The sequence below is a fragment of the Geomonas subterranea genome (assembly GCF_019063845.1).
Lineage (GTDB): Bacteria > Desulfobacterota > Desulfuromonadia > Geobacterales > Geobacteraceae > Geomonas > Geomonas subterranea.
Window position 1 is genome coordinate 2,442,175 of the sequence record NZ_CP077683.1, and the last position, 24,049, is coordinate 2,466,223.

The following is a 24,049-nucleotide window of genomic DNA, read 5'->3' on the forward strand; positions in this document are numbered from 1 at the left end:
CATTAGCATACCCGGCCGCCTTCGGGAAAGCAAACTGCAAAGGGGAGGTTCCCCGTCTCGCTACTCCCGGCGCAGGTAATGCCCGTAGAGGGAGCTGGCGCAGATGGTGAGAAACTTGGTGAGATCGCTGTCGCTTCTGGAGGTGAGGATGATGGGGGCGGAGGCGCCGAGCACCACGTTGGCCACCTCGGCGCCCATGGTGAAGACCCAGCTCTTGTAGAGGAAGTTACCCCCCGAGATGTGCGGCACCACGATGATGTCGGCCTGGCCCGCCACCGGGTTGCCCGCGAGCCCCTTCTTGCGGACCGATTCGGGGTAGAGGGCCAGGTCGTAGGAGAGCGGGCCGTAGACTTCGGCCTGCGGCCAGCTGCGCCGGGATAGCTCCTGTTCCAGGATAGTGGTCGGGATGTTTGCCGAGGGAACCTCGTTCGCCTCCAGGAGCGCCACCTTGGGACGCTCCACCCCCAGGGCGCGCGCCACCTGGATGGCATTGTCGATGATGTCGATGGCGGAGGCGGCGTCCTGGTGCGCGAAGAGCTCGGGGTTTATGGCCGGATCGGTCAGGAAGATGAGCCGTTCCACGCCGGGAAGCTCGAAGATGCTCACGTTGGAGAGCCTCTTGCCGGTGCCGATCCCGGTCTTCTTGGAGAGGACGGCCTTCATCAGGATGGCCGTGTTGATCCCCCCCTTCATGAGGAGATCCCCCTGCCGGGTCGCCACCAGCTCCACACCGGCACGCGCCGCCTCCCGCTCGTGGTCGGCGCCGCCGGGGACGGTGACGAAACGGTACTGCTTCTCGAAGATCAAGGTCTCGGCGCATGATTCCCGCACCCGGTCCGGATCCCCCACCAGGAATACCGTCTCCAGAATCCCCTCCTCTATCCCCTTGTTCACCGCCTTGAGGGACCCGGGGTCCGGGCAGACCAGGACCAGCTTCTGGCGCGGGGCGAGCCTCGCCGCCTCGATCAGGCTCTTCATGCCGTGCCCCTTGGTGAGCTGCAGCATGGACTCGCCCTTGTAGAGCACCGCCATCAGCCGGGAATGTTCACTGAGAGAAACCAGCACGTGCGGCAGCAGGGAGTCGAAGTACAGGGAGTCCCCTGCCTCGAGGTGGAAGGGCTCGCCGTCCACGGTGACCAGCAGCTCGCCGGAGAGGACGAACAGGAACTCCTCCCCGGGGTGCCGGCTCAGGTCCGGCTCGCTTTCCGGGGCGCGGTACAGGTCGACCACGAATGGCTCCAGGTGCCGTCCGGCAAAGGCCTGGGCCAGGCTTTCATAATGCAGGGCGTTGCGCCGGTCCACGCCGACCCGCTCGTCCCTGCCGGTCTTGACCGCCCGTTTCCGCGACTCCTGGTCCCCTCCCAGAAGCCGCGATATCCCGACGCCCAGGAAGGTGGCGAGCCTCAAGAGCTCAGAGATACCGGGCGAGAGCTGGTCCCCGAGCACCCGGTCCAGGGTCTCCCGGTCCCATCCGAGCGCCTCGCGCACCTCGTCCATCGCCACGCCCTTGGCCGCGACCACCGCCCTCAGGTTAGGTCCGATCTTCATCGGCACCTCCCGTGTAACGCCGGGCCTCTTCGGCTCCGGTGAGCACCCTGAGCGCCCCGGCGATCAGCGCCTCGATCTCGAACTCGCCGGGCCGCACGAACAGCGGCGCGATGAACGCCACCCGCTGCCGCACGCCCGCCACCACGGTCGCGCTGAAGGCGAGGCCGCCGGTCAGGACGATGCCGTCCACCTCGCCGGAAAGAGCGGCGGCGAGGGCGCCGATCTCCTTCGCGATCTGGTAGACCATCGCCTCCAGCACCAGGGCGGCCCAGCCGTCCCCACTTTTCGCGCTTTCTTCCGCCTCGCGCAGGTCCACCGTCCCCAGGTAGGAGAAGATCCCACCCTTGCGCGCCACAATGCTCTTCAACTGTTCCGTGGTGAAGGCGCCCTGCTCCACGAGCTGCAGCACCCCGACCACCGGAAGCCCCCCGGTCCTTTCGGGGGAGAAAGGGCCGTCCCCGTTGAGACCGTTGTTCACGTCCACCACCAGCCCCTTGCGATGCGCCCCCACGGTGATGCCGCTCCCCAGGTGCGCCACGATCAGGTTCAGCTCCTGGTAAGGCTTCCCAAGCTCTTGCGCCACCTCGTGCGCCACCGCCTTTTGGTTCAGGGCGTGGAACATGCTGCGCCGTTCGATCCCCGCCATGCCTGAGAGCCGGGCGACCGCCCACATCTCGTCGATGACCGGCGGGTCCACCACGTAGGCGGGCACTCCCTGGCGCGCGGCCACCGCGTGGGCCATAACGCCCCCCAGGTTCGCCGCATGCTCTCCGTTCACCCCGCGCATCAGGTCCCGCAGCAGGGGGTCCTCCACCAGGTACACCCCGCTTGGCACCGGGCGGACCAGGCCGCCCCGCCCGACCACAGCGTCCCAGCGCAGCTGGTCGGCGCCGGTCTCACGCAGGTACCGGACCAGGTGTTCCATCCGGTAATCCAACTGCTCCATCACGCCGTGAAAGCTTTCCATCTCGCGGCGGGGGTGCTCGATCGATGCCTTGACGAGCTTCCCCGCGCGCCGCACCCCTACCTTGGTCGACGTGGAGCCGGGATCGATGGCCAGGATGTTCATGCGGACCTCGCTTGTTACGCGGTCAGAGGTTGCTCTTGGCCGCCATGGAGGAGATGTCCACGGCGAAAACCGTGGTTGCGGCCAGGGTCGCCTCGGGGAACTGGAAACTTCCCGAGGCGTACTGCGCCATGATTATACTGAGCGCTTCGCATTTTTCCCGGTAACCGTCGATTACCCGCGCGGTGCCGTAGCCGACCACGCTACGGTACTTCATGGTGAAGTCGCAGGGCTTCTCCGCCGGCAGCACGGCCCCATGCTCCACCACCGTAAAGCAGACCCGGTTGTTCTGCTCGATGACCTCCAGTTTCCTCCCCGCCGCGGCGCAGTGGAAGTACAGGGTTGAATCACGGTAGCCGTAGTTCATGGTCACCAGGTAGGGCTCCCCCTGTGCCGCCAGTGCCAACTGGCAGACGGTTCCGTTTTCCAGGATCTCGTTCGCCAGCAGTGCCGAGAGCTGCCGGTCCTTCCTTCTCATCGTGTCGTCCATGTCATCCTCCGGTATTTTCTGTAACCCCATTCATGGCAGCAGGTCAATAACTTCAGCGATATCTCGTGACAAAGGCGGCTATAATGCCTGCATTGACCGGCAAAGTCTAGGGCTTTTAGACGGCCCAAAGTCCAATTCCCCTATGATTGCAGGCAAAGTTTCTCTCAATGCGCCCCGTGGGGGGCCGATATATACAGCAGACAAAACACATACCGCCCACCTCTGACATGCGCCCTCCCCCTACCGCCAACGTCCACCGACATTTTGACATTACACGAGGAGGTCCCATGGCAGTTGAGACAATCACACAGAGCGTTCAGTGCCTGACCTTCCATCTCGACCATGACCTGTCGCGCTCGATTTGGCAAGCTGTGTACCGGGTTGCACCAGCGGCCCCACCCCAAAGCACATAGGAGAGAAACATGAAATGGTTCAATGACATGAAGATCGGCGGGAAAATCCTGGCGGTCGTAGCTTCGGTACTGCTGCTTACCACGGCCGTGGGACTCTTTTCCATCTGGCAGCTCGCACGCCTGAACCAGGATACGGTCGAGGTCACCACCAAATGGCTTCCGGGCGTCAACGCGTTGGATGACATCCGCATAGGCATGGGCGACATCCGCAACGCCGAGTTCCAGCACGTCCTGGCTACCTCGCACGAAGATATGAAGAAATTCGAGAAGACCCTTGAAGAGGAACTGACCGCCTTGAGGAAGGTGACGGCACAGTACGAGAAGCTCGCCGCCTCACCGGAGGAGAAAAAGAGCCTGCAGGAGTTCAACACCGAATGGGGCCAGTACCTGGAGACCCATAAAAAGGTGATCGAGCTTTCCGCCCAGAACAAGAAGCAGCAGGCCATGGTGTTGTTGCAAGGGGAAGGGGCCAAGAGCTTCGAGGAGGGTGTCGTTTCCCTGGAAAAGGGAGTTGCCAGCAACGACAAGGGGGCTGAGGTGGCGGCGCAACGTGCCACGGCCACGTACAGCAGTTCCCGCTGGATGATCATCGTCGCCCTGGTCGCGTCGGTCCTCATCGGCGCCTGCCTGGCGCTTCTGGTGTCGCGCATGATAAGCCGCGCCCTCAACACGGGGGTCGATGTGGCGGAAAAGCTGGCACGGGGTGATCTCTCGGTGACCATCGCCGAAACCGGAAAGGACGAGACCGGCCAGCTTCTCCTGGCCATGCAGACCATGGTGGCGAGCATCAAGGCGCTGGTGGCGGATACCATGGACCTCTCCGCCGCGGCCATGGAGGGGAAGCTCGCCAGCCGCGCCGACGCCTCCCGGCACCAGGGCGCCTATCGCGAGGTCGTTGAAGGGGTGAACGGCACCCTCGACGCCGTCATCGGTCCGCTGAACGTGGCCGCCGAATACGTGGAGCGCATCTCCAAGGGGGACATGCCCCCCCAGATCGAGGAAGAGTACAAGGGCGACTTCAACGAGATCAAGAACAACCTGAACGTGCTGATCCGGGCCACCGACACCATCACCGCTGCCGCCAGCGAAGTGGCCGCGGGCAACCTCACCGTCACCATAACCGAACGCTCCGCCGAGGACGAGCTGATGCGCTCGCTGGCAAACATGGTCGGCAAACTCGCCCAGGTGGTGAACGACGTCAAGAACGCCGCGGACAACGTGGCGGCCGGCAGTCAGCAGATGTCCTCCAGCGCCGAAGAGATGTCCCAAGGAGCGACGGAACAGGCTGCGGCCGCGGAAGAAGCCTCCTCCTCCATGGAAGAGATGTCCTCCAATATCAGGCAGAATGCCGACAACGCGCTGCAGACAGAGAAGATCGCGGTTAAATCCGCGGCGGACGCACAGGAGGGCGGCAAGGCGGTGGCGCAGACGGTGACCGCGATGAAGGAGATTGCCGGCAAGATCTCCATCATCGAGGAAATCGCGCGCCAGACCAACCTCCTGGCCCTAAACGCAGCCATCGAAGCGGCCCGTGCCGGCGAGCACGGCAAGGGGTTCGCCGTGGTCGCCTCCGAGGTGAGGAAGCTGGCGGAGCGCTCCCAAAAGGCCGCGGCAGAAATCTCGGAACTCTCCTCCTCGAGCGTCGAGGTGGCGGAGACCGCGGGGGCCATGCTTTCCAACATGCTGCCTGACATCCAGAGGACGGCAGGCCTCGTCCAGGAGATCACTGCGGCCAGCAGGGAACAGGACACCGGCGCCGAACAGATCAACAAGGCTATCCAGCAACTCGATCAGGTAATCCAGCAGAATGCCTCGGCAGCCGAGGAGATGTCCGCCACCGCTGAAGAGCTCGCCTCGCAGTCAGAGCAGTTGCAGCACACTATCAGCTTCTTCAAGGTCGCCCACGTCGCCGCGACGGCCGCCCCAACGCACAAGGTCGCACCCAAGGCCGCCAAGAAGGCTGCGCCGCCTGCTCGCCCGCTCACCCATGCCTCGCGCCAGCCGATCGAGTTGAACCTGAACGACGAGGCATTCGAAAGCTTTTAGCATCCCGTGACAATCGTCGCAGTTGCTCCTGGCCCCAGGACCCGCTGCGACGCTTGCGCCCCCCCACCGAACCTGGGGCGCGGCAGCAGATTATAAGCATTTAACCATCGTTTTTTTGCCTTAATCCAGGGCACTAATGTGTCGATATAATCCATGATTCCAACTGCACAGCCAGCGGAACCGGTTCGAGCCTAGCCTGATTGGTCGTTACTCATAGCGGGGCGCACCGACAGTCAAAACTGAGAGAGGAGAGCAAACATGGCGGTCGAGACAATCACGGAAACCACCCAGTATCTGACCTTCAAGCTGGAGGACGAGTTATTCGCCCTGGACATCGGCAAGGTACGGGAGGTGCTGGATTTCACATCCATCACCAAGGTGCCACAGACGCCGGACTACATGCGCGGTGTCATCAACCTGCGCGGCAGCGTGGTCCCCGTGGTGGACCTGCGTCTGAAGTTCGGCATGGCGATGGCGGAGCAGACGGTCAACACCTGCGTCATCATCGTCGAGGTAGAACTGGAAGGCGAGAGGGTCGTCATGGGCGCCATGGCCGACGCGGTCCAGGAGGTCATGGACCTGGAGCCGGACCAGATCGAGCCGCCGCCGCGCATCGGCACCAAGCTGAACACGGACTTCATCAAGGGGATGGGCAAGCACAACGAACAGTTCATCATCATCCTGGACATCGACAAGGTCTTCACCAGCGGCGAACTGGAGCTGGTTCAGGAGTTGGAAGGGGCCGCCGCCTAAGCGGCTCCCGCCAAAGACCAACAGTCGTAAAGGGGCAGTCGCTTGATGCGACTGCCCCTTTTTTGTGCGCCATCCCAGGTCCATCCGATCCAGGTCCATCCGATCCAGGTCCATCCGATCCAGGTCCATCCGTCCCAGGTCCATCCGTCCCAGATCCATCCGATCCAGGTCCATCCGATCCTCTCCCTTCGACCTTCTCCCTCACCCGCCCTTCGGGCACCCTCTCCCATGGGGAGAGGGTATACGCAAAAAAGCGCCGTCCCGAAGGACGGCGCTGCATGGCATGGCATCACAGACGGCCCTCAGGCCGCGGAATAAGCGAAGTTAGTACTGTTCGAAGTCGGTGTCGCTCATGTTCTTGTCGCCCAGGTCGAGGTCGTGCCCCACGGCCTTCTTCACCGGCGCCGCTGTCGCGCCGTGGGGCGCAGCCTTGGCACGGGTCAGCTGCTTGCCGTGTGGCGCGGCAGGGTGGGCGGCGGGTGCCGCCTTGGCCGACGGCTGCACCTTTCTGATCCGCTCATCGCCGATATTGAAGAAGGAAACCGCCGTCTGAAGCTGTTCGGCCTGGCTGGAGAGCTCCTCGGCAGTGGAGGCCATCTCTTCGGAGGCACCGGCGTTAGCCTGAATCACCTGGTCCAGCTGCTGAATCGCCCTGTTGATCTGATCCGCCCCGGTATCCTGCTCCTTGCTGGCGGTGCTGATCTCCTGCACCAGTTCAGCCGTCTTCTGGATGTCCGGAACCATCTTGGAGAGCAGGTCACCCGCCTTAACCGCGACATCCACGCTGGTAGCGGAAAGCTCACTGATCTCAGCGGCCGCCCTTTGGCTCCGTTCAGCCAGCTTTCTCACCTCGGAGGCGACCACGGCGAAGCCCTTGCCATGCTCCCCCGCCCTCGCCGCCTCGATGGCGGCGTTTAAGGCCAGCAGGTTGGTCTGTCGCGCGATCTCCTCGATGATGCCAATCTTGCCGGCGATCTCCTTCATGGCGCTCACGGTCTCCTGGACCGCCGCCCCTCCTTCCCGGGCGTCCTGGGCCGACTTCACCGCAATCTTCTCGGTCTGCATCGCGTTGTCCGCGTTCTGGCGGATGTTGGAGGACATCTGCTCCATCGACGAAGAGGCTTCCTCGGCCGACGCGGCCTGCTCTGAGGCTCCCTGTGACATTTCCTCGGCCCCGGAGGATAACTGCTGGCTGCCGGACGCCACGTTGTCGGAGGCGCTCTTCACCTCGGCGACGATTCCCTTGAGCCGCCCGACCATGGTATTGAGGGCCGCCGCCAACTGCCCCACCTCGTCCTTCTGATCGACCTCGACGGTCTGTGTCAAGTCCCCCTCCGCCACGGCGGCCGCAAACTCGACGCCGCGCCTGAGCGGGACGCTGATCATGCGCGAGATGATGATCCCCAGCGCCAGGCCAAGCAGGACGCCACCCGCCACCAGGCTCACCATCAGCGTCAGGCTCGCCTTGTAGATCCTTGTGGTCTCAAGGGACGCGTCCTTGGCGTTCTCTTCCTTCAGGCGGGCGAGTTCGGTCAGGGTGTCGTCCACCACGCCCTGCTTGGTGCGCGCCTCGCCGAAGGAGAGTGTCACCGCGGCCGAGCTGTCGTTCAGTTTGTCCCGCGTGCCGAGCTCTATCACTTTCTGCTGCAGCGCGAACCACTCTTCGTTGGCCGCCTCCAGCTGCTTCAGGATCGCCTTCCCCTTCTCGGAATAGAACAGCGGCCTCGCCTTCTCCAGCCACTCCTTATAGCCTGCCTTGTACTTGTTGATGTTGGTGATGTACCTCTCCCGCTCTTGCTGAGTGGTGGCCAGGAGGAAGTTCTTCTCGGCTCGCGAGATGTAGATCAGGTTGATGTTGGCTTCCTTGATGTAGGAGATCCCCAGCAACTCCTTCATGTACATCTGATCAGCCATGTCGTTGATGGTCCCCATGTTGCGGATGCCGATGACGCCTACCACGGCCGTGATGACCGCTACGGCTACAAAGGCCGAAACAAGCTTGGTGCCGACTTTAAGATTGGTGAACCATTTCATGTGCGCTCCGTCCTCTGCATGTGATTGCCACTGCGCGAAGCGCCTCCCCGGGGAGCCCGTCGCGAACTGTCCCATGCCTCATCGACGGGAAGGGCGTCCGGTGAATCAGAAAAAGGCCTGTTTGGGGCGGCATTTTGGCCGAGACGGCGGCGCGACGCAAACGGCTGCGAGAGACCTGGTGCACCGAGGGTTCCGTGTAGTGGTTCGAAGCGGAGGGAGAAAGGAGTAAGGATGGAGAACGGGAGAGAAGAAGAGAGTGGAAGCGGCAGAAGGTCCATGCGGCCGCCCGGGCGGCCAGGTGCTCAATCAAGGAGCAGCAAACCTTCCCTGAGTGCGTACTTGGTGAGGCTGGCGATGCTGGTGAGATTCAACTTTTTCATGAGGTGCATGCGGTGGGTTTCCACGGTCTTGGGACTGATCTGGAGCTGAGCGGCGATCTCCCGGGAAGTCTTCCCTTCGGCCATGAGCACCAGCACCTCCTCCTCGCGGGAAGTGAGCGGCAGCCTCCCGGCCGCCGACTCGAGCTCGTGCTCCAGGACCCCCTGCAGGTGGGAGCTGAGATAGAAGCCGTTGTCAGAAACGATGCTGATGGCGTTGACGATCTCGTCCGCCGGGCAACATTTCACGAGAAAGCCCCTCGCCCCGGCATCCAGCGCCTGGCGCACCGAGCGCGCATCGCCGTACATGGAGAGCATCAGAACCTTCATATCAGGGAATGCGCTCAGGATGCAGCGGCTCGCCTCGATCCCGTTGCCGTCGGGCATCACGAGATCCATGAGCACGAGATCCGGCTGCAGTTCGTAGGCAAGACGCACGGCCTCCATCCCGCTGGCGGCCTGGGCCACGACTTCGAGTCCGGGGGATTTCTCAAGCAGCGCGATCAGGCATTCACGGATCAGCGTGTGGTCATCGGCAAGAAGGATTTTTGTAGTCCGCATCGGTCCCGGTAGTTGCTGCTTCGCGAGGGTTCAAGGTCGCAAATGAGAGGCAACTCTAACAAATAGAAACCGGTCCCGATATCAGGGTTTATATGAGACGAAACGGAGATTTTCCTTACCCGGTCAGTTGTCCAGGCTGGTGAACCCTTCCCGGATGGCGAACTTGGTAAGTTCGGCGACGGAGTGCAGCTTCAGCTTCTTCATGATCTGCTGGCGGTGGGTGTCCACGGTCTTCACGTTGATCTTGAGCAGGAACGCGATGTTCTTGGCGTTGTTCCCCTCGGCGATCAACTGCAGCACCTCCCTTTCCCGCGGGGTCAGCGCCGCCTCCCCCTGCTGGAGGGAATCCGGGATCCTCTTTATGTAGTCCTCGATGACCACGCCGATGATGCCGGAACAGACGTAAATCTCTCCCGCCGCCACGGCACGCACCGCGTGCACCAATTCGGCAGAGGTGCAGTCCTTGAGCAGGTAGCCGCGCGCCCCCGCCCTGAACGCCTGTGCCACGAAACGCTTGTCCTTGTACATGGAGAGGATCAATACCCGTGCCGACGGGCACTCCGTGCCGAGCCGCTGGGTCGCCTCGATGCCGTTCATGCCAGGCATGCTTGTGTCCATGAGAACCACGGCGGGGGACGCTTTCGCGGCCACCTCCACCGCCGATCTGCCGTTGTCGGCATCGGCGACGACCATGATGTCGGGAAACTTTTCCAGCAGGATCCGGATCCCCTCCCTGACTATGCTGTGATCATCGACAATCATCACGCGTATCATCACAAACTCCCTATTAGGTACTCATCCGCTTCGGCGAAAGGGACGCGGACCGTCACCTCGGTACCGCCGGGTCCTGAGGCCAGCTCCAGCTGGCCGCCAAGATGCTGCACCCTTTGCCGGATGTTGAAGAGACCGAACCCGGACATGGCCCGGTCCCCCTCGACCTGCGCCGGAAACCCCTTGCCGTCGTCGGAGACCTTCAGCTCGAGCCGCTGTCCCCGCTGACTGATGGTGATGGATACGCTTTTGGCCTGGGCGTGCTTGACCACATTCACCAGAAGCTCGCGCGCCACGTGGTAGAGGGCCGCCCCCAACTCCTCGTCCGGTTTGGACCGCAGGTCGCTGTCGAAGCTCACCCGCAACTTGTGCTTTGCCTGGAACTGCTCCGCCAGCCAGTCCAGCGCCGCCTCCAGGCCGACCTCGTAGAGCAGCGGGGGGCTGATCTGGAAGGTGAGGGTGCGAACTTCCTGGATGGTCCGCTCCAGCAGAAGCTCCAGTTCCCTGACCATCCGGGTCGCGGCGGCAGGGAGCTTGAAATCCTCCCGGCAATCGGTCAGCTTCAACTTCGCCAGGGCCAGGTTCTGCCCGATCTCGTCGTGCAGTTCGGCGGCTATGCGGCGCCGCTCCTTTTCCTCCGCCAGCGACAGCTCGATCGCCAGTGCCCTCAGTTGCTCCTGGTTGGCGAGCAGCAACTCCTGCGCCTGCACCTGCTCCGTGATGTCGCGGGAGATGCTGAAGATGCCGCTTACCCTGCCGCTGTCATCGAAGAGGGGGCCTTTGGTGGAGAGGAACACGCACGGTCTCCCCTGCCGGTCAACGACCCGCTCCTGCAGTGTCGAGCTGGCGGCAGAAACCAGCACCTGGTGGTCGTTTTCGCGCAGCACCTGCACTATTTCGTCCGGGAAGAGGTCACTGTCGTCCAGCCCCAGGATCTCCTCCGCAGGCTTGCCGTACCACTTGGCCGCCTCCCGGTTGATGAGGAGGTAGCGCCCCTCGAGGTCCTTGGCGTAGATGAGGTCCGGGGTCCCGTTCACCACTGCATCCAGCAGTTCCTGGGTTTTCTCCGGCTCGTCCTTTAACGGATGGGACATGGTTACGGCGCTCCCGGGGTTCCTGGTGTCAAAAGGCGTTCGATCGCCGCGAGCCCCGGCTCCTGCGCCTGCCCCCGCTCGCGGGACAGTTTGAGCGCCACTCCGCCCAGGGCCCGGTAGATGCGCGCCAGTTCTTCATCGAAGTCGTCCAGCGCCTCCAGTTGACGGGCCACCACCCCGGCGTCGCCGCGGGCGATGGGGCCGGTCAGGGCCTGGGCGGTCCCGACGCGAAAGACGTTGTCGACCGTGCCGCGCACCAGCGGCTCCATGACCTGCAGCGCGGTCTCCCGGGGCACCCCCCCCTTTTGGTAGGCCCTGAGCCCCGCCTCCATCAGCGCGGTGAGGTAATTGCAGACCAGCACGGAACCGGTGTGATACAGGGTCTTGAAGCGGGGATCCAGGGTGAAGATCTTCCCGCCGATGGCGCCGAACAGTTCTCCCAGGAGTTCCCGCGCCTGCGGGTCTCCCTCGATGCCGCACCAGGTCCCCGCGAAATCGCCTACGCACACGGCGGGGTCGGCGAAGCTTTTAACGGGATGGACGCTTGCCACCTGCGCCCCCAGGGCCGCGGCGGGAGAGAGCACCTCGCTCCCCAAAGCCCCGCTGAAGTGGCACACCGTCGTGTTCCGGTCCAGGAGGCCGGCGCGGCCAACCAGCCCCTCCACGCAGGCGGCGATGGCGTCATCGGAACTGGCCACCAGGTAGAGGTCGGCGCGCTGGAGCTCCCCGAAACCGGCGAGGGGGCGCCCCGCCCCGATGAAGCCGGCCGCGGCCTGCGCGCTGGCGATCGAGCGGGTCAATACGTCCCTGAGCTCGATGGTGCCCGAGCGGTGCAGCAGGCGCCCCACGGTCTTCCCTACGGCGCCACACCCAATAATGCTGAAGGTTTTCATCACCTCTCCCCCCTGGTCAGGACAACCTGCTCAGGGTAGCTAAATCAAACGGGGGTGTCAACGGTACCAGCGCAGGGGGATGATGAGTTGCGAAAAGGATGAGAAAAGAGACGCATAAAAAGAAGATCCCCCTCCGTGGCGGAGGGGGATCTGGTGGCAGGAGCAGGCGACGGGGGTCAGGACTTGCCGTCCATGCTCAGGCTGTAATCGTCCCCTTCGACACACTCGCTCGATGCCTGCAGGAACGATTCCGCCTGCGGGTCCCTGACGATCTCGATCACGCCGTGGTTCGCGGACCAGATCGTGCCGCAGACGCTGCACTCCGTGATCCCCTCTTTGAATCCCTCCGAATGCAGATTGGTATCGACCTGCGCATGGTTCTTACATACCGGGCATTTCATGGCTCTCCTCCTCCCGCGGCTACTGCGGTCGCTGACCTCATGAGAATGAGTATGCCGGGATTTCCCGGCGTCGCAAGTGGCAATTGTGCCGGCGCCCGCGTCCGGGCCTCGCCCGGCCCCGCGACCAGGCAGGACCGGTGCCATCCCGATGCCGGTAATGAGCCACCCATCCGCGGTCGCCCCCTTACGCTACTGCGCGGTCGCCCCGGCTGCCCCTTTCTTGGGACGGGCCGTTTTGGGACGAGGAGCCTTCCCACGCCCCTTCGGCGGCGCCTTCACCGGAGGGTGATAACCGGCGGGGTCCGCGGGGTGGAGGTCGCCGAAGTGGGAGGAGATGATCTTCCTGACCATGCCATCGCTGAAACGGATGGTGGCCCTGATGTCATTCACCTCGACCACCTTGCCGATACCCCATTGCTGCGCCATTGCGTGACTCACCACGCTGCCGCGTTTGACGATCATCTTTTTATCCTCGCTGGTGACGTATTTCGGTCCAGGGCGGACGCGCCGATTCGCTCCACCGGGAAGGTCGAGAGCGACGGCTGCTTACGTGGATCGATAGTTGGAAAGACAGATGAAGCGATAAAGAGATGTGACGACTGCCGCTGCAGGGAACGGTGTCCTGGGAACCGGGCACCTTCAGAATATACACCGCAAACGGGAAATGGACAGCGGGAGAGGAATATTTCCGGCAGGGGCGCTACGGCCGCGGTGCCCCCGGCAGGGGCGGATTGGCGACGGCCGGGGGTGCGACGGTGACCTCCGCAGCCGGCTTCAGCTGATCGGGCGGCACCTGCGGCTCGCCCATGATGATGACCGCCGGCCCGCGCAGCTTCTGCAAGGTGCCGGTATCGCGGAAACCGACCGCCCAGCGGTAGAGCGTCCTCGCGTCCATGAGCACGGGCTTGGCGGGCTCGCCGTAGTAGGCCAGTTGCATTTCCTCGTCGGTGAGCCCGATACAGCCGTGGGAGGCGGGATACCCGGGGAGGTCGCGGCCGTGGATCCAGTAGGAGGTCCAGCCGTCATCCCTTTTGTCCACGTGGAAGCGCAGACCGTAGTGCATCGGGTACGGCCGGTCGGTCCCCTCCACCGGGTAGAGGCTGGACTCGTGCCGCGGGTCGACGGTATCGACCCGGTAGGTGCCGTTTTTGAGGCGGAATTCCTCCACCCCCACCGCGACCGGAGCGGAAAAGACCAGGACGCCGAATTCATACGCGCCGAGGAACATCTCGTTCTGGTCGATGAGGATCAGCTGCGGCTCCTTCTCCGCGTCGTAGTAGAGGGGGGGCATGGGGTTGAACTCCTTGATGTCCTCCATGTGCCTGGGAACCTTCACCGACATTCCGGCTATGAAGTGACGGCGGTCCATGCGGTTGAAACGCAGGCCGTCCTGCCACTGCTTGCCGAATATCTTATAGGGTGTGTCTTTGCTGGTGACTTTGACACAGTCCCACTCATAGAGGTAATCGGTGGGATAGTGGATTTCACATAAGGATCGTATTTTGTCGGCTGCAGAACAAGGAAGGCTGGTGACAGCAAGGAGAACCAGGATGAACACAGTGTGCAGCAGGGCTTTCATTGTGCGCCTCTTCCTGAGCCAGTGAAGCGGCTGGCAGCCGGCTGTGAGACGACTTTATTGTATCAAACCACCTCATGAAAGTAAAAGACGGCGTCAGAAAGAGCGGGAGCCGGTGTCAAACCAAAAGCCCCGCGGCCTGGGCGCGGGGCTTTTGGTGCTTACAAGGCGGCAGCTGCTCGTCATACCGTCGAGCGCAGCAGGCGGTTCACCTCGCCCCACCCGCCGTTCGCGCCGGTCGCTGCCATGAATTCCTTCACCATCGGCTTCATCTCCTTCGCGATCCTGCTGACCTCGTCGTTAAGGCGGAAGACCCCTTTTCCGGTCACCGCCTGGCTGTCCGCGCCGGCCGACAGGGAGAAACTGAAGCTCCTGCTGGTCAGTTCCGCCGCGTTACCCTGGTAACTGAGGGAAAGGCCGCCGGTACCGGCCTGGAAGGTGGCGGAGTGCTGTTGTACCGAGACATGGTCGTATTGAAGCTGGAGGCCGAAGCTCACCTCTTTGCCGTCCCTGGTGGCAATGGTCCCGCTAAACGACAGCGAAGCCGACTCGGCGGCAATGTCCGTTTCCTGGTAGCTCAGTTGCTCCACCGTGCTGCCGGTGACCTGGTTCAAAAGATCACCGAGCATCAGCAAGGTGCCGTCCGAGGCGGCAGCGGAGCCGTCCGCCGCCTTGCGGGACGATGCCAGCGCCTCGTCCGAAACCTGCACCTGATCTTTACCTGCCGGAACCTGTGTCGTCTTGGCTGAAGCAGAGGCGCTTGCCGGAAGCGTCTGGGTGGCAAGGGGAAGTGCCGTCGCATTGCGTGCAGTCGAAATTTCCATACCCTACCTCCTTACGGTTTTGCGGCCAATACGGTGCGTATCGGAAAAAACCGGCCCGGCTTGAATATTTTCATCACGCCGGGGAGCCGCGGGATGCGGTCGTACAGATGAAGCGCTCTATCCCCCTCCCCTTCTCCCTTGGGGAGAAGGTGCCCGACGGGCGTATGAGGGCGTCCCTAGCAGGGGCCGCAATGCGCAACGCTGCGCCCTCACCCCCGCCCCCTCTCCCTGGGGGCGAGGGGAGAAATTGCACAGAAGGGTATCCCGTGGATCCAACAAGAAAGCCCCGCCGGCCGATGGCAGCGGGGCTTTGTCGTTTTCATCTGCGTGCTGTCCAAGCTACGGCGGGCACTGCGCGCACATCGATTTGAAGAGGTTGGTGCTCAAGTAGCGGTCGCCGCGGTCGGGGAGAATCACCACGATGGTGCCCGATTCCAGTTCCTTCGCCAGCCTGAGCGCACCGAAAACGGCGGCCCCTCCGGACATGCCGCAGAAGATGCCGTGCTGCGCCGCGAGGAGCCTCGCGGTCTCGAAGGCGTCGTCATCCTCCACCACGAGCTTTCGATGGTAGGCGCTTGCGTCGTAAATGGGGGGGACGATGGCCTCCTGCATGTTCTTGAGCCCCTGGATCTTGTGCCCGAGCACCGGTTCGACGCCCACCACCTGGACCTGCGGCGCCGTCTCGCGGAAATACCGGGACAGCCCCATGAGGGTTCCTCCGGTTCCCATCCCCGCGACCATGTGGGTGACGCGGCCGTCGGTCTGGCGCCAGATCTCGGGCCCCGTGGTCTCGTAGTGGGCGAGGACGTTGTTGGGGTTCGCGTACTGGTTGGGCATGTAGTACTTCCCGGGATGCTCCTCGAAGATCTTGTGGGCCAGCCGGATGGCGCCGTCGGTCGCCTCGCAGCCGGGGGAAAGGACGATCTCGGCGCCGTAGGCCTCCAGCACGCTGCGGCGCTCCATGCTGACGCAGGCAGGCATCACCAGCTTGATGCGGTAGCCTCGCGCCGCGGCGATCATGGCCAGGGCGATCCCGGTGTTGCCGGAGGTCGGCTCCAGGATCACCTTGTCCACGGTCAGCTCCCCGCTTTTCTCGGCAGCCAGGATCATGTGGCGGGCCGGGCGGTCCTTGACCGAGCCGCCGGGGTTGCTCCCCTCCAGCTTGGCCATGATCCGCACCGAGGGATTGTCACAAAGTGAGTCGATCTCGATCAGCGGCGTGGAGCCGATGGAATTTATCAAGCTTTGCCCTTTCAATGTGCGCCTCGCTTTCAATCAAGGTATCGAACTATACCGGTTTGCCGGACAGCTCGGGAGCATAGCACGTCAGCTCCGCATTGAACAAACAATAATTTCACCGTCTTCATCCTGTGCCGGCCCGGGGTGAGGCCGGATCATGCAACACTTTTTAATTTACATGGTCTCAACATTGCCATATATTCCGCAGCGCAGTCACGCCGTCACCGATCCGGAGGAATGATGATCAAGTTGCTGAAACTGGCAGTAGCCGTGCTGTTTTTCCTGCTCCACGTGGCCGGCGCTCACCCCGCCCCCGCCGCGCAGCAGGCGTCCCCCCCCAAGGCGACAGGCGCCATCGCGGGAAGGGTTACCGACGAGGGTGGGAACCCGATATACGGGGCCGACGCGGAGGCCTATCCCTGTGCCGCCGACGACACCCTGGCCGGCTCGGCCGTCACGGACCGGTTGGGCGAGTACCAGATCAAGGGGTTGGCCGGCGGCTGCTACCGGGTCCGCTTCAGCGGCAACGACCTGGAGTCGTCCTGGCACGGCGGAAAACAGCTCAAGGACGACTGCTCCGAGGTGACGGTCGGCGGCGACAAGGTGCAGGGGATCGACGGCAAACTCTCCGAGGCGGGGGCGGTCGTAACCGGCCGCGTGACCTCCACCGAGGGAGCCCCGCTCTCCGGCGCATGGGTGACCGTGATCCAAAACAGCGGCACGGAGCAAGGCCCGTCGGTCAGCGACGGCCGCAGCGACGAAAAGGGGGTCTTCTCGGTGCGCATCCTCCCCGGCAAGTGCATCGTGCTCTTCTCCCGCAAGGGGTACGTCACCACGCTGCACGGCAAGTCGGCGACCGAACCGGCCGTGGTGGATACGGCCAAGGGGAAGACGGCGGCGGGCATCAACGGCGTCCTCGCCAAGGGGGGTCGCATCACAGGGACACTGACCGACGGCTCCAGGGCGCTCCCCGGCATCTACGCGGTCGCCTATGCAAGTGACATGAAGGTCCTGCCGGTCTACGCGCGCAGCGACTCCACGGGGAGGTTCGTGCTCGACGGCCTCGCCAGCGGCAAATACCGGATCGCCTTCGGCGACCGCGAGCAGAAGTTCCTGCTGCAGTGGCACGACGGGAAGACCGATCCCGAGGAGGCGACCATCATCACGGTGACGGCGCCGGGAACCGTTTCAGGGATCAAGGGGGTGCTGCGCCAGTCCGGGGGGATCGCCGGCATGGTGACCGACGAGAGCGGCAAGGCCGTCCCCGAGGTCCTGGTCATCGCCGAAGGGGTGGACCGCACGGCCCGCGGCGGCAGCGCCATCACCGACCAGACCGGCTCCTACGCCATCCGCGGGCTCGATTCCGCCCCCTACCACCTTTCCTTCCGCGCCACGTCGAGCCAGCACCTCCCGGTTTACTACCGGGATGCGGCTAAAAAAGAGAGCGCGCAGGTCGTGGAGGTCGCCGCACCGGATATGGTTTTGGGCGTCAACCAGGTGCTCCGGCAGGGGGTGCTCCTGACCGGGAAGGTGACCAACAGCGCTGGAGAGCCGGTCCAGGCCGCGGTGATGGCATACCGGGCCGGGGAGAAGGAGGGCGATGACGGCGCCGGGTACGGGAGCAGCCAGCCCGACGGCACCTTTTCCATGGCGGTAGCTGACGGAAGCTACCTGGTGGAAGTCCGCGCCCCGGGCTACCTCCCCCAGTGGTCCGGCAAAGCCGCCACCAGGGACGAGGCCCTCCCGGTAGCCGTTTCCCGCGGGGAGGGGAGCCAGCCGCTGGAAGTGGTCCTGGAGCGGGGCGCCAGCATATCGGGGACGGTCAAGGATCGCACCGGCGCGGGCATCCCCCGGGTGAGGGTTTCCGCCAGGGATGGCGCGACCGGGGAAAGGGGGGAATCCGCCGTCACCGAAGAAGGAGGGAAGTTCACCATCTCCGGGCTGAAGTCGGGCTCGTACCGGCTCAAGGCCGACGGCACCGAGCAGGGGTACATGGAGTGGAAACTGCCGCAGCCGGTCCAGGTCACCGCCCCGGGGGGAGCCGACAACGTCAGCATCGTGCTCGCCCCGGGGGGCGCCGTTTCCGGGAGGGTGACCGACCCGGCCGGAGCCCCCCTGACCTCGGTCAGCGTTGCCGCCTACGACCCCGCCACCTGGGACGAGATGGGAAGCGCCTACACCGGGCTCTCCGGGGAGTACAAGATAGGCGGGCTCCCCGAGGGGAGCTACGCCATCCGCTTCGAGAAGAGCGATTCGAAGTACCCGGTGCAGTGGCACAAGGGGAAGTACCGCCGGGAAGATTCGGCACGGGTGGAGGTCATCGGCACCGCCACGGCAAGCGGCATCGACGCGGTGCTGCAGCCGGGCGTCTCCCTCACCGGCACGGTGACCGACAGCGGCGGCGCCCCGCTTGCCAACGCCAAGATCGAGGTCTACGGCGCCAACGAGGACGAACCCTTCTCCGACACCCGTACCGACTACCGCGGCTCCTTCACCATCGCCTCGCTGGCACCGGGGAGCTACCGCCTCCTGTTCAGCCACAGCGACCACGTCTCCCGGTGGTATGGGGGGAACGACCGCAGAAACGCCACCCGCCTCGCCGTCAAGGAGGGTGGGGTGCCGCCGCTGTCCGTCGCCCTCGCGCCGGCCAAGGGAAAGTTCTCCGGCAAACTCATGAATCCGGAAGGGAAGAAGATCGGCCAGGCGTGGCTTACGGCGATCGATGCCCTGAGCGGCGCCGCCGTCGCCGACGAGAGGATCTGCGAGTGCTCCGGCGAGTTCCACACCCCGGTCCCCGGCGGGATGTACCGGCTCAGGGTTGAGCGCCACGGCCAGGTGACCTGGTACGGCGGCAACACCCAGGAAGAGGCCCAGCAGCTCCCCGCGGCGGGCGAGATATCGGGACTGGAGCTGGTGATTGACGACAAGGGGGTACGCGGCAAGCAGTCGCAACGTAACTAGCTAAAAAATTATATTTTACTTTCCATTTGGAATACCATATATTCCCCAGACTCATTAGAGACTGGAGGAACGATGAAGAGGACTGTCATAGCCGCAGCGTTGAGCATCGCGTTGTCTGTCCCGGCTTTTGCCGATGAGATAAAAATCGAGGGTGGCGGTACGGCTATCAACACGGTTTTTCTTCCCATAAAGAGAAGGTACGAGAAGCTGCACGGTGATTACCTCACCATCGTGCAGTCCTCCGCCGTCAAAGGGCTGATAGCTCTCAACGATGGGAAGATCGACATAGCGACCGGCGCTCACCCCCTTGAGGACATCATCGCGGGCGCGGCAAAGGACGGGGTCGTCATGGACCCGGCCAAGTTCACCTCCACGCAGGTAGGGGACAACGAACTGGTGGTCATCGCCAGCCGGGACAGCGAGGTACGACAGCTCTCCAAAGAGCAGTTGAAAGGGATCTTCACGGGCAAGATCAGGAATTGGAAGGAGGTGGGAGGGAAGGACCTCCCGGTCGTCGTGGTCTGGGGGAAGGAAACGGAGGGACAAAACGTGCAGTTCACCCGCATCGCGCTGGATGGTGAAGCGGTCACCGCGACCAGGCGCACCGCCACCACGTACCGCGACATAGCGGAAACGGTGGCCAGGCAGCCGGGGAGCGTCGGCGTCGTCTCCCACGAAATGAGCACCGCCGCCACCCGCTCCATCGACACGATCGCCATTGCCAGCCCGATCTACGCCTTCACCAAGGGGGCTCCGAGCGCCAAGGTGCAGTCGGTGCTCGACTTCTACAAGACCGAGTACGGCTTCCTGAAGTAGGCCACTGGTTAACGGTTCACCGCCGCCGGGAGATGAGCCGGTCGAGGGACCATCTCCCCCCACCTCCTATCAGCAGCGCGAGCGACATCCCCACCACCAGGAGGTGGTACTCGAAGCCTTCTCCAGCCTGCCTCCCCGTCCAGTTCATGAAGAACCCGTTGTGCAGGTGCACAAGGAGCGCCGCCACCGCGATCTCGATCCCCATCACGAGCGCGGCGAGCCTGGTGCAAAGCCCGGCGGCGAGGAGCAGCGGCCCGACGAACTCGGTCAGCACCGCCATCAGGCCGAAGAGATACGGTATCCCCATCATCTTGGTGAACATCTCCATGGTGCCGTGAAAGCCGGGCCCCCCGAACCACCCCAGCACCTTCTGCGCGCCGTGCGGAAACATCACCAGCGCAAGAAACAGTCTGAGAACCATCAGGCTCGCCGTTTCCTCCGTCGCCAACAGTCTCGCCAACATAGCGTCCTCCTTGCCCGCCGGAATTGAAACCCGTCAACGATACCATCCTCCCCCTCCCCTGCAACCGCCCCCCTCACGTCCCGTACCGGCCGCGAACGGGTCGAATGACGACGCCCTTCTCTTCCATCAACCACTCTCAGGCGGCGTCCCCCTCTTTTTGATGTCCCCTTCCTGGATAGCGGCTACCCCGATGGCCTCTCGTGCTACTACATCACCCGGAGCTCCACATCCCCTCTCCCCCCGGGAGAGGGTCAGGGTGAGGGCGATGCCCAGGCAACATGACCGCCGCGCAGGAGCGCCCCCACCCGCCTTCGCGGGCCGGGGGTACGGCCGGCACCCCCCCTCCGGGCACCCTTTCCCGGAGGGAGAGGGGACGCCGGAGGATCATCGTTAGGCGGGTGCTTTTTAATTTACATCACATAAATATTCACATATCATTTCCGGCCATCGACCGACCGTAATTTACCGGAGGAAAAGATGGGACAGAACGCAACTGCGTTTGAGGAATACCTGCAGGGACAGGAAATCACCCTTGAGAAGAACACTCACGAGGACAATACCCTGTATGTGATCCGGGAAGAACTCGAACAAGTCGGCCCGGTTTCTCTCATGGCCCTCTTCAATGACAGCGACAGGTATGTTACCCTTATCTGCTACAAGTATTTCGCGTTCCCGTCGGAGAAGAAACCGGCGCTGCTCGAGATGATCAACACACTGAACGCCGAGTACACCATGGTGAAGTTCGTGGAAACCGGGAACGCCCTCTCCATCCAGGTGGTGGTTCCCTTCCATGACAACTTCTCAAGCGAGGTGATCGTCGACATGATCGCCCTCATCTTCCGGGCCATGAAGGAAGAACACCCGCGCATATTGAAGGCTATGCAGTAAATCGCGACCTGCCCCCCTCCCAGCCTCCCCCTCCGGGGGGAGGAGCGTTGCCGGGAAGAGACGGGCAGCATCGTCATTGGTCATTGGTCATTCCCCGTTTGTCGTTTGTCATTCGTCGTTGTCAGGTCCTTTGTCAATTGCCTTAGGCAGCCCCTGTTTTCATGTTCCGCAAAACCACGAGCTTCAATAGGAAAGCGATCGCCCCCGGAGGAACATTGCTATGGAGAAGGTCTCTTTTGTAATAGACGATGCGCAGGCTGCCATAATCCGTGCGCCGCTGGTGACGCCGTTCAGGATCTCCACCGGGCAACACGACGAGCTGGAGAACGTCTTCATCCGGCTGCGGGCCAGCGACGGCGCCTGCGGTTTCGGAGAGGCGGCAGTCGCGACGCACATAACCGGCGAAACGGTCGCCGAGACGCTGGAGAACCTGCACAGCGCGGCATCGGCGCTGCGCGGGCGCCGGATCAACGATCCCGCCGCGACCTGCCGGGAATTCGCCCCGGCTTTCGCCGGCAACCACGCGGCGCTGGCCGCGCTGGAGATGGCGCTGCTCGATCTCTCCGCGCGCGTCCGGGGGATACCGTTTTACCAGCTGTTCACGCCGGTCGCCGCGCAGCCGCTGCTGTCGTTTAGCACCGACATCACCGTGGTGATCGGAACGGTCGAGGAGGCCCGCGCTACTGCGCTCACCTTCGCGCAACGCGGTTTCAGCTCGTTCAAGATAAAGATAGGAAGGAACGAGGAAGAGGACCTGCAACGGATCCTGGCGGTGCGGGAGATGGCGCCGGGATGCGCGCTCATCCTCGACGCCAACATGGGGTTCAGCGCGACGCGGATGCTCGCCTTCCTGGACCTGCTCGACGCCAAGGGGGCGCGCCCGCTCCTTTTGGAGCAGCCGGTCCCGAAACAGGACTGGGAAGGGCTGACGGCGATCACCGCGGCGCTCGAGGGGACCGGTACCCTGGTCTGCGCCGACGAAAGCGTCGGCTCCCTCGCCGCGGCCCGGCGCGCGGTCGAGACCAACGCGGTCAGCGCCATCAACATCAAGTTCATGAAAAGCGGCATCCTCGAAGGAGCGGAGATCGCCCGGCTCGCCGTCGCCAACGGGAAGCGGCTCATGCTGGGGGCGATGATGGAAAGCGCCCTCGCCATCACCGCCTCGGCCCACTTCGCCGCGGGCCTTGGCTGCTTCGACTTCATCGACCTCGACACCACCTTCTTCCTGAAGGGGGACCTGGCCCGCTCCCCCTACCTGGACGACAGCGGCAGGTTCGACCTGACCCGTGCGGGTAGCGGCATCGGCGTGGCGCCCGATCTGCCATGATCAGCCACCCGCTGCTCATCGTCCTCTTCCTGCTCTCGGTCGAGGCCCTGGTGCTGTGGCTGTCGCGACACGAACGGACCGCGCGCTACTTCGACCTGCTGCCGGCGGTGTTCTGGATCTATTTCCTCCCCATGCTGGCGGCGACCTTCGGCGTCCTCTCCACGGAGAGCCCGGTCTACGGCCTGATCAGGACCTGGCTGCTGCCGGCGAGCCTCGTGCTGTTATTGCTGCCGGTCGACGTGAAGGCGATCCTGAGGCTCGGACCGACGGCGCTGGCTATGTTCTTCATCGGCGCGGCCGGGATCATCGCCGGCGCCGGGATCTCCTTCGCCCTGTTCCGCCCGGTGATCGGATCGCAGTTCTGGTCCGGCTTCGGCGCCCTGTCCGGGTCGTGGACCGGGGGGAGCGCCAACATGATCGCGGTGAAGGAGGCGCTCGCCATCCCCGACGCGGTTTTCGCCCCGATGGTCATCGTGGACACCGTGGTCCCCTACCTCTGGATGGGGTTCATGATCGCCATCGTGGGGCTGCAGCCCGCCTTCGACCGCTGGAACCGCTCCGAGCGCGGCGTACTTGAGCACCTGGGGGAGGAGGCGGTGCGGCACCTGGCCAGCAAAGGGGGCCGCAGGACTTTTGGCGGCGTCGCCGCCTGCCTCTGCATCGCCGTGGCAGGAGGGGTGCTGTCGCACCTTCTGGCGGGGCAGTTGCCGCAGATCCAGGACGTGATCACGCGCTACACCTGGACCATCATGATCGTCACCCTGCTGGGGATCCTGCTTTCCTTCTCGCCGGCCCGCAAACTGGAGGGGGCCGGAGCCTCCCGCACCGGGTACGACCTGCTCTATTTCGTGCTGACCGCCATCGGGGCGAAGGCCTCGGTGGCCAGCATCGGCTCGGCGCTGATTCTGATCGCGGCGGGGCTTTTGATCGTGTTCATCCACGCACTGTTCCTGCTGGTGGGCGCGCGACTTTTGAGGGCGCCCATGTTCCTGGTGGCGGCTGCGAGTCAGGCCAACGTGGGCGGGGTCGCCTCGGCGCCGGTCGTCGCCGAGGTGTACCATCCGGGGCTCGCCTCGGTGGGGCTCTTGCTGGCGATCCTGGGGAACATCGTTGGCACCTGGCTCGGCATCCTGGCGGGTCAGCTTTGCCGCCTCTTCACGTCATGACGCCGGCCCGCGCGAAACTGCCGCTTTCGGTGGCGGAGCTCCTTTGCGCCGCGACCTCGCTTGCTGCCGCGTTGCAGGCCGAGCGTTCCATGGACAAGAGCGGGATCGGCGACCTGGAGCGCTTCGCGTTCTGGAACAGCGTGGTGGCGCTCAGCGTGATGCTCTTCTTCCTGTTCTGGGTCGCGGCGGTACTGCTCGCTTTGTTCACGAGGCAGCGGGGGAATTTCCCCAGCGCCGCCCGGTACTGGAAAGACCTGATTCCCGACGTCCTGTTCCCGCCGCTCTTGCTCGCCGCGGGATGGCTCGTCTTCGTGCTGCTCGGTTGAGCCACATGAGGTGCGC

At 63.8% G+C, this 24,049-nt stretch carries 22 protein-coding genes; 8 read left to right on the top strand and 14 right to left on the bottom strand.

All coding sequences use genetic code 11. The annotated features are described in order from the left end of the window. Positions 1-60: 60 nt before the first annotated feature. The 3 genes from KP001_RS10610 to KP001_RS10620 are packed head-to-tail and all read right to left on the bottom strand — an operon-like array spanning position 61 to position 3,104. Complete coding sequence (locus tag KP001_RS10610) at positions 61-1,548, bottom strand: phosphate acyltransferase (RefSeq protein WP_217289470.1); 1,488 nt, start codon at positions 1,546-1,548, stop codon at positions 61-63. Continuing rightward, a complete protein-coding gene (gene buk / locus KP001_RS10615; protein WP_217289471.1) occupies positions 1,532-2,617 on the bottom strand; it encodes a butyrate kinase in 1,086 nt (361 codons plus the stop codon). Before buk ends, KP001_RS10610 begins: the two co-directional genes overlap by 17 nt. A 22-nt stretch (positions 2,618-2,639) precedes the next feature. Continuing rightward, a complete protein-coding gene (locus KP001_RS10620) occupies positions 2,640-3,104 on the bottom strand; it encodes a pyridoxamine 5'-phosphate oxidase family protein (RefSeq protein WP_217289472.1) in 465 nt (154 codons plus the stop codon). Positions 3,105-3,526: 422 nt separating this feature from the next. On the opposite strand from KP001_RS10620, the gene KP001_RS10625 reads away from it, so the two are divergent. Together KP001_RS10625 and KP001_RS10630 are read left to right on the top strand one after the other, a co-directional pair. Further along, on the top strand, positions 3,527-5,563 hold the full coding sequence (locus tag KP001_RS10625; protein WP_217289473.1) for a HAMP domain-containing methyl-accepting chemotaxis protein: 2,037 nt from the start codon (positions 3,527-3,529) through the stop codon (positions 5,561-5,563). 258 nt (positions 5,564-5,821) lie between these two features. Beyond that, complete coding sequence (locus KP001_RS10630) at positions 5,822-6,316, top strand: chemotaxis protein CheW (protein ID WP_183347891.1); 495 nt, start codon at positions 5,822-5,824, stop codon at positions 6,314-6,316. A 324-nt stretch (positions 6,317-6,640) separates the two neighbouring features. Here the strand turns inward: KP001_RS10630 and KP001_RS10635 are convergent, their stop codons facing one another. The 10 genes from KP001_RS10635 to KP001_RS10680 form a co-directional block, all read right to left on the bottom strand. Further along, positions 6,641-8,350, bottom strand: a complete 1,710-nt coding sequence (locus KP001_RS10635; RefSeq protein ID WP_217289474.1) for a methyl-accepting chemotaxis protein — start codon at positions 8,348-8,350, stop codon at positions 6,641-6,643. A 302-nt stretch (positions 8,351-8,652) separates the two neighbouring features. After that, the gene (locus KP001_RS10640; protein WP_217289475.1) at positions 8,653-9,288 is read right to left on the bottom strand and encodes a response regulator; all 636 of its coding nucleotides are present in this window, start codon (positions 9,286-9,288) and stop codon (positions 8,653-8,655) included. A gap of 123 nt (positions 9,289-9,411) precedes the next feature. Continuing rightward, the gene (locus KP001_RS10645; RefSeq protein WP_217289476.1) at positions 9,412-10,062 is read right to left on the bottom strand and encodes a response regulator; all 651 of its coding nucleotides are present in this window, start codon (positions 10,060-10,062) and stop codon (positions 9,412-9,414) included. Further along, positions 10,062-11,153, bottom strand: a complete 1,092-nt coding sequence (locus tag KP001_RS22225; RefSeq protein ID WP_217289477.1) for a PAS domain-containing sensor histidine kinase — start codon at positions 11,151-11,153, stop codon at positions 10,062-10,064. The genes KP001_RS10645 and KP001_RS22225 overlap by 1 nt, the downstream gene beginning before the upstream one ends. Before the next feature lie 2 nt (positions 11,154-11,155). Beyond that, positions 11,156-12,046 carry a Rossmann-like and DUF2520 domain-containing protein gene (locus KP001_RS10655; RefSeq protein WP_217289478.1) on the bottom strand — a complete coding sequence of 297 codons (891 nt, stop codon included), beginning with the start codon at positions 12,044-12,046 and terminating at the stop codon, positions 11,156-11,158. A 176-nt stretch (positions 12,047-12,222) separates the two neighbouring features. Next, positions 12,223-12,447 (bottom strand): hypothetical protein, encoded by a 225-nt coding sequence (locus KP001_RS10660; RefSeq protein WP_217289479.1) that lies wholly within the window; start codon positions 12,445-12,447, stop codon positions 12,223-12,225. A 189-nt stretch (positions 12,448-12,636) separates the two neighbouring features. Continuing rightward, positions 12,637-12,909, bottom strand: a complete 273-nt coding sequence (locus KP001_RS10665) for a DUF3553 domain-containing protein (protein ID WP_217289480.1) — start codon at positions 12,907-12,909, stop codon at positions 12,637-12,639. Between the two features lie 238 nt (positions 12,910-13,147). Next, positions 13,148-14,026, bottom strand: a complete 879-nt coding sequence (locus KP001_RS10670) for a L,D-transpeptidase (RefSeq protein ID WP_217289481.1) — start codon at positions 14,024-14,026, stop codon at positions 13,148-13,150. 179 nt (positions 14,027-14,205) lie between these two features. Then, positions 14,206-14,847 (bottom strand): hypothetical protein, encoded by a 642-nt coding sequence (locus tag KP001_RS10675; protein WP_217289482.1) that lies wholly within the window; start codon positions 14,845-14,847, stop codon positions 14,206-14,208. Positions 14,848-15,186: 339 nt separating this feature from the next. Continuing rightward, positions 15,187-16,104, bottom strand: a complete 918-nt coding sequence (locus KP001_RS10680; RefSeq protein ID WP_217289483.1) for a PLP-dependent cysteine synthase family protein — start codon at positions 16,102-16,104, stop codon at positions 15,187-15,189. 222 nt (positions 16,105-16,326) lie between these two features. Between KP001_RS10680 and KP001_RS10685 the strand changes: the two genes are divergently transcribed. Continuing rightward, positions 16,327-19,047, top strand: a complete 2,721-nt coding sequence (locus KP001_RS10685; RefSeq protein WP_217289484.1) for a carboxypeptidase regulatory-like domain-containing protein — start codon at positions 16,327-16,329, stop codon at positions 19,045-19,047. Positions 19,048-19,119: 72 nt separating this feature from the next. Further along, entirely contained in the window at positions 19,120-19,863 is a 744-nt protein-coding gene (locus tag KP001_RS10690; RefSeq protein WP_217289485.1) for a substrate-binding domain-containing protein, read from the top strand. 16 nt (positions 19,864-19,879) lie between these two features. Here KP001_RS10690 and KP001_RS10695 read toward each other — a convergent pair whose 3' ends face one another. Next, positions 19,880-20,326 carry a DoxX family protein gene (locus KP001_RS10695; protein ID WP_217289486.1) on the bottom strand — a complete coding sequence of 149 codons (447 nt, stop codon included), beginning with the start codon at positions 20,324-20,326 and terminating at the stop codon, positions 19,880-19,882. Between the two features lie 477 nt (positions 20,327-20,803). Between KP001_RS10695 and KP001_RS10700 the strand changes: the two genes are divergently transcribed. The 4 genes from KP001_RS10700 (at position 20,804) to KP001_RS10715 (ending at position 24,033) form a co-directional block, all read left to right on the top strand. After that, positions 20,804-21,214 (top strand): YbjN domain-containing protein, encoded by a 411-nt coding sequence (locus KP001_RS10700; protein ID WP_217289487.1) that lies wholly within the window; start codon positions 20,804-20,806, stop codon positions 21,212-21,214. A gap of 220 nt (positions 21,215-21,434) precedes the next feature. Beyond that, positions 21,435-22,541, top strand: a complete 1,107-nt coding sequence (locus KP001_RS10705) for an enolase C-terminal domain-like protein (protein ID WP_217289488.1) — start codon at positions 21,435-21,437, stop codon at positions 22,539-22,541. Continuing rightward, complete coding sequence (locus tag KP001_RS10710; protein ID WP_217289489.1) at positions 22,538-23,707, top strand: DUF819 family protein; 1,170 nt, start codon at positions 22,538-22,540, stop codon at positions 23,705-23,707. Before KP001_RS10705 ends, KP001_RS10710 begins: the two co-directional genes overlap by 4 nt. Further along, positions 23,686-24,033: a hypothetical protein gene (locus KP001_RS10715; protein ID WP_217289490.1), complete on the top strand. Its 348-nt coding sequence runs from the start codon at positions 23,686-23,688 to the stop codon at positions 24,031-24,033. The genes KP001_RS10710 and KP001_RS10715 overlap by 22 nt, the downstream gene beginning before the upstream one ends. Positions 24,034-24,049: the final 16 nt, after the last annotated feature.

Excerpts from the sequence above, each read along its gene's own strand:
- KP001_RS22225 (WP_217289477.1), bottom strand. The coding sequence starts at position 11,153 with ATGTCCCATCCGTTAAAGGACGAGCCGGAGAAAACCCAGGAACTGCTG.
- KP001_RS10620 (WP_217289472.1), bottom strand. The coding sequence starts at position 3,104 with ATGGACGACACGATGAGAAGGAAGGACCGGCAGCTCTCGGCACTGCTG.
- KP001_RS10700 (WP_217289487.1), top strand. The coding sequence starts at position 20,804 with ATGGGACAGAACGCAACTGCGTTTGAGGAATACCTGCAGGGACAGGAA.
- KP001_RS10695 (WP_217289486.1), bottom strand. The coding sequence starts at position 20,326 with ATGTTGGCGAGACTGTTGGCGACGGAGGAAACGGCGAGCCTGATGGTT.
- KP001_RS10710 (WP_217289489.1), top strand. The coding sequence starts at position 22,538 with ATGATCAGCCACCCGCTGCTCATCGTCCTCTTCCTGCTCTCGGTCGAG.
- buk (WP_217289471.1), bottom strand. The coding sequence starts at position 2,617 with ATGAACATCCTGGCCATCGATCCCGGCTCCACGTCGACCAAGGTAGGG.
- KP001_RS10690 (WP_217289485.1), top strand. The coding sequence starts at position 19,120 with ATGAAGAGGACTGTCATAGCCGCAGCGTTGAGCATCGCGTTGTCTGTC.
- KP001_RS10630 (WP_183347891.1), top strand. The coding sequence starts at position 5,822 with ATGGCGGTCGAGACAATCACGGAAACCACCCAGTATCTGACCTTCAAG.
- KP001_RS10705 (WP_217289488.1), top strand. The coding sequence starts at position 21,435 with ATGGAGAAGGTCTCTTTTGTAATAGACGATGCGCAGGCTGCCATAATC.
- KP001_RS10645 (WP_217289476.1), bottom strand. The coding sequence starts at position 10,062 with ATGATACGCGTGATGATTGTCGATGATCACAGCATAGTCAGGGAGGGG.
- KP001_RS10640 (WP_217289475.1), bottom strand. The coding sequence starts at position 9,288 with ATGCGGACTACAAAAATCCTTCTTGCCGATGACCACACGCTGATCCGT.
- KP001_RS10660 (WP_217289479.1), bottom strand. The coding sequence starts at position 12,447 with ATGAAATGCCCGGTATGTAAGAACCATGCGCAGGTCGATACCAATCTG.
- KP001_RS10675 (WP_217289482.1), bottom strand. The coding sequence starts at position 14,847 with ATGGAAATTTCGACTGCACGCAATGCGACGGCACTTCCCCTTGCCACC.
- KP001_RS10665 (WP_217289480.1), bottom strand. The coding sequence starts at position 12,909 with ATGATCGTCAAACGCGGCAGCGTGGTGAGTCACGCAATGGCGCAGCAA.
- KP001_RS10685 (WP_217289484.1), top strand. The coding sequence starts at position 16,327 with ATGATCAAGTTGCTGAAACTGGCAGTAGCCGTGCTGTTTTTCCTGCTC.
- KP001_RS10655 (WP_217289478.1), bottom strand. The coding sequence starts at position 12,046 with ATGAAAACCTTCAGCATTATTGGGTGTGGCGCCGTAGGGAAGACCGTG.
- KP001_RS10635 (WP_217289474.1), bottom strand. The coding sequence starts at position 8,350 with ATGAAATGGTTCACCAATCTTAAAGTCGGCACCAAGCTTGTTTCGGCC.
- KP001_RS10670 (WP_217289481.1), bottom strand. The coding sequence starts at position 14,026 with ATGAAAGCCCTGCTGCACACTGTGTTCATCCTGGTTCTCCTTGCTGTC.
- KP001_RS10625 (WP_217289473.1), top strand. The coding sequence starts at position 3,527 with ATGAAATGGTTCAATGACATGAAGATCGGCGGGAAAATCCTGGCGGTC.
- KP001_RS10610 (WP_217289470.1), bottom strand. The coding sequence starts at position 1,548 with ATGAAGATCGGACCTAACCTGAGGGCGGTGGTCGCGGCCAAGGGCGTG.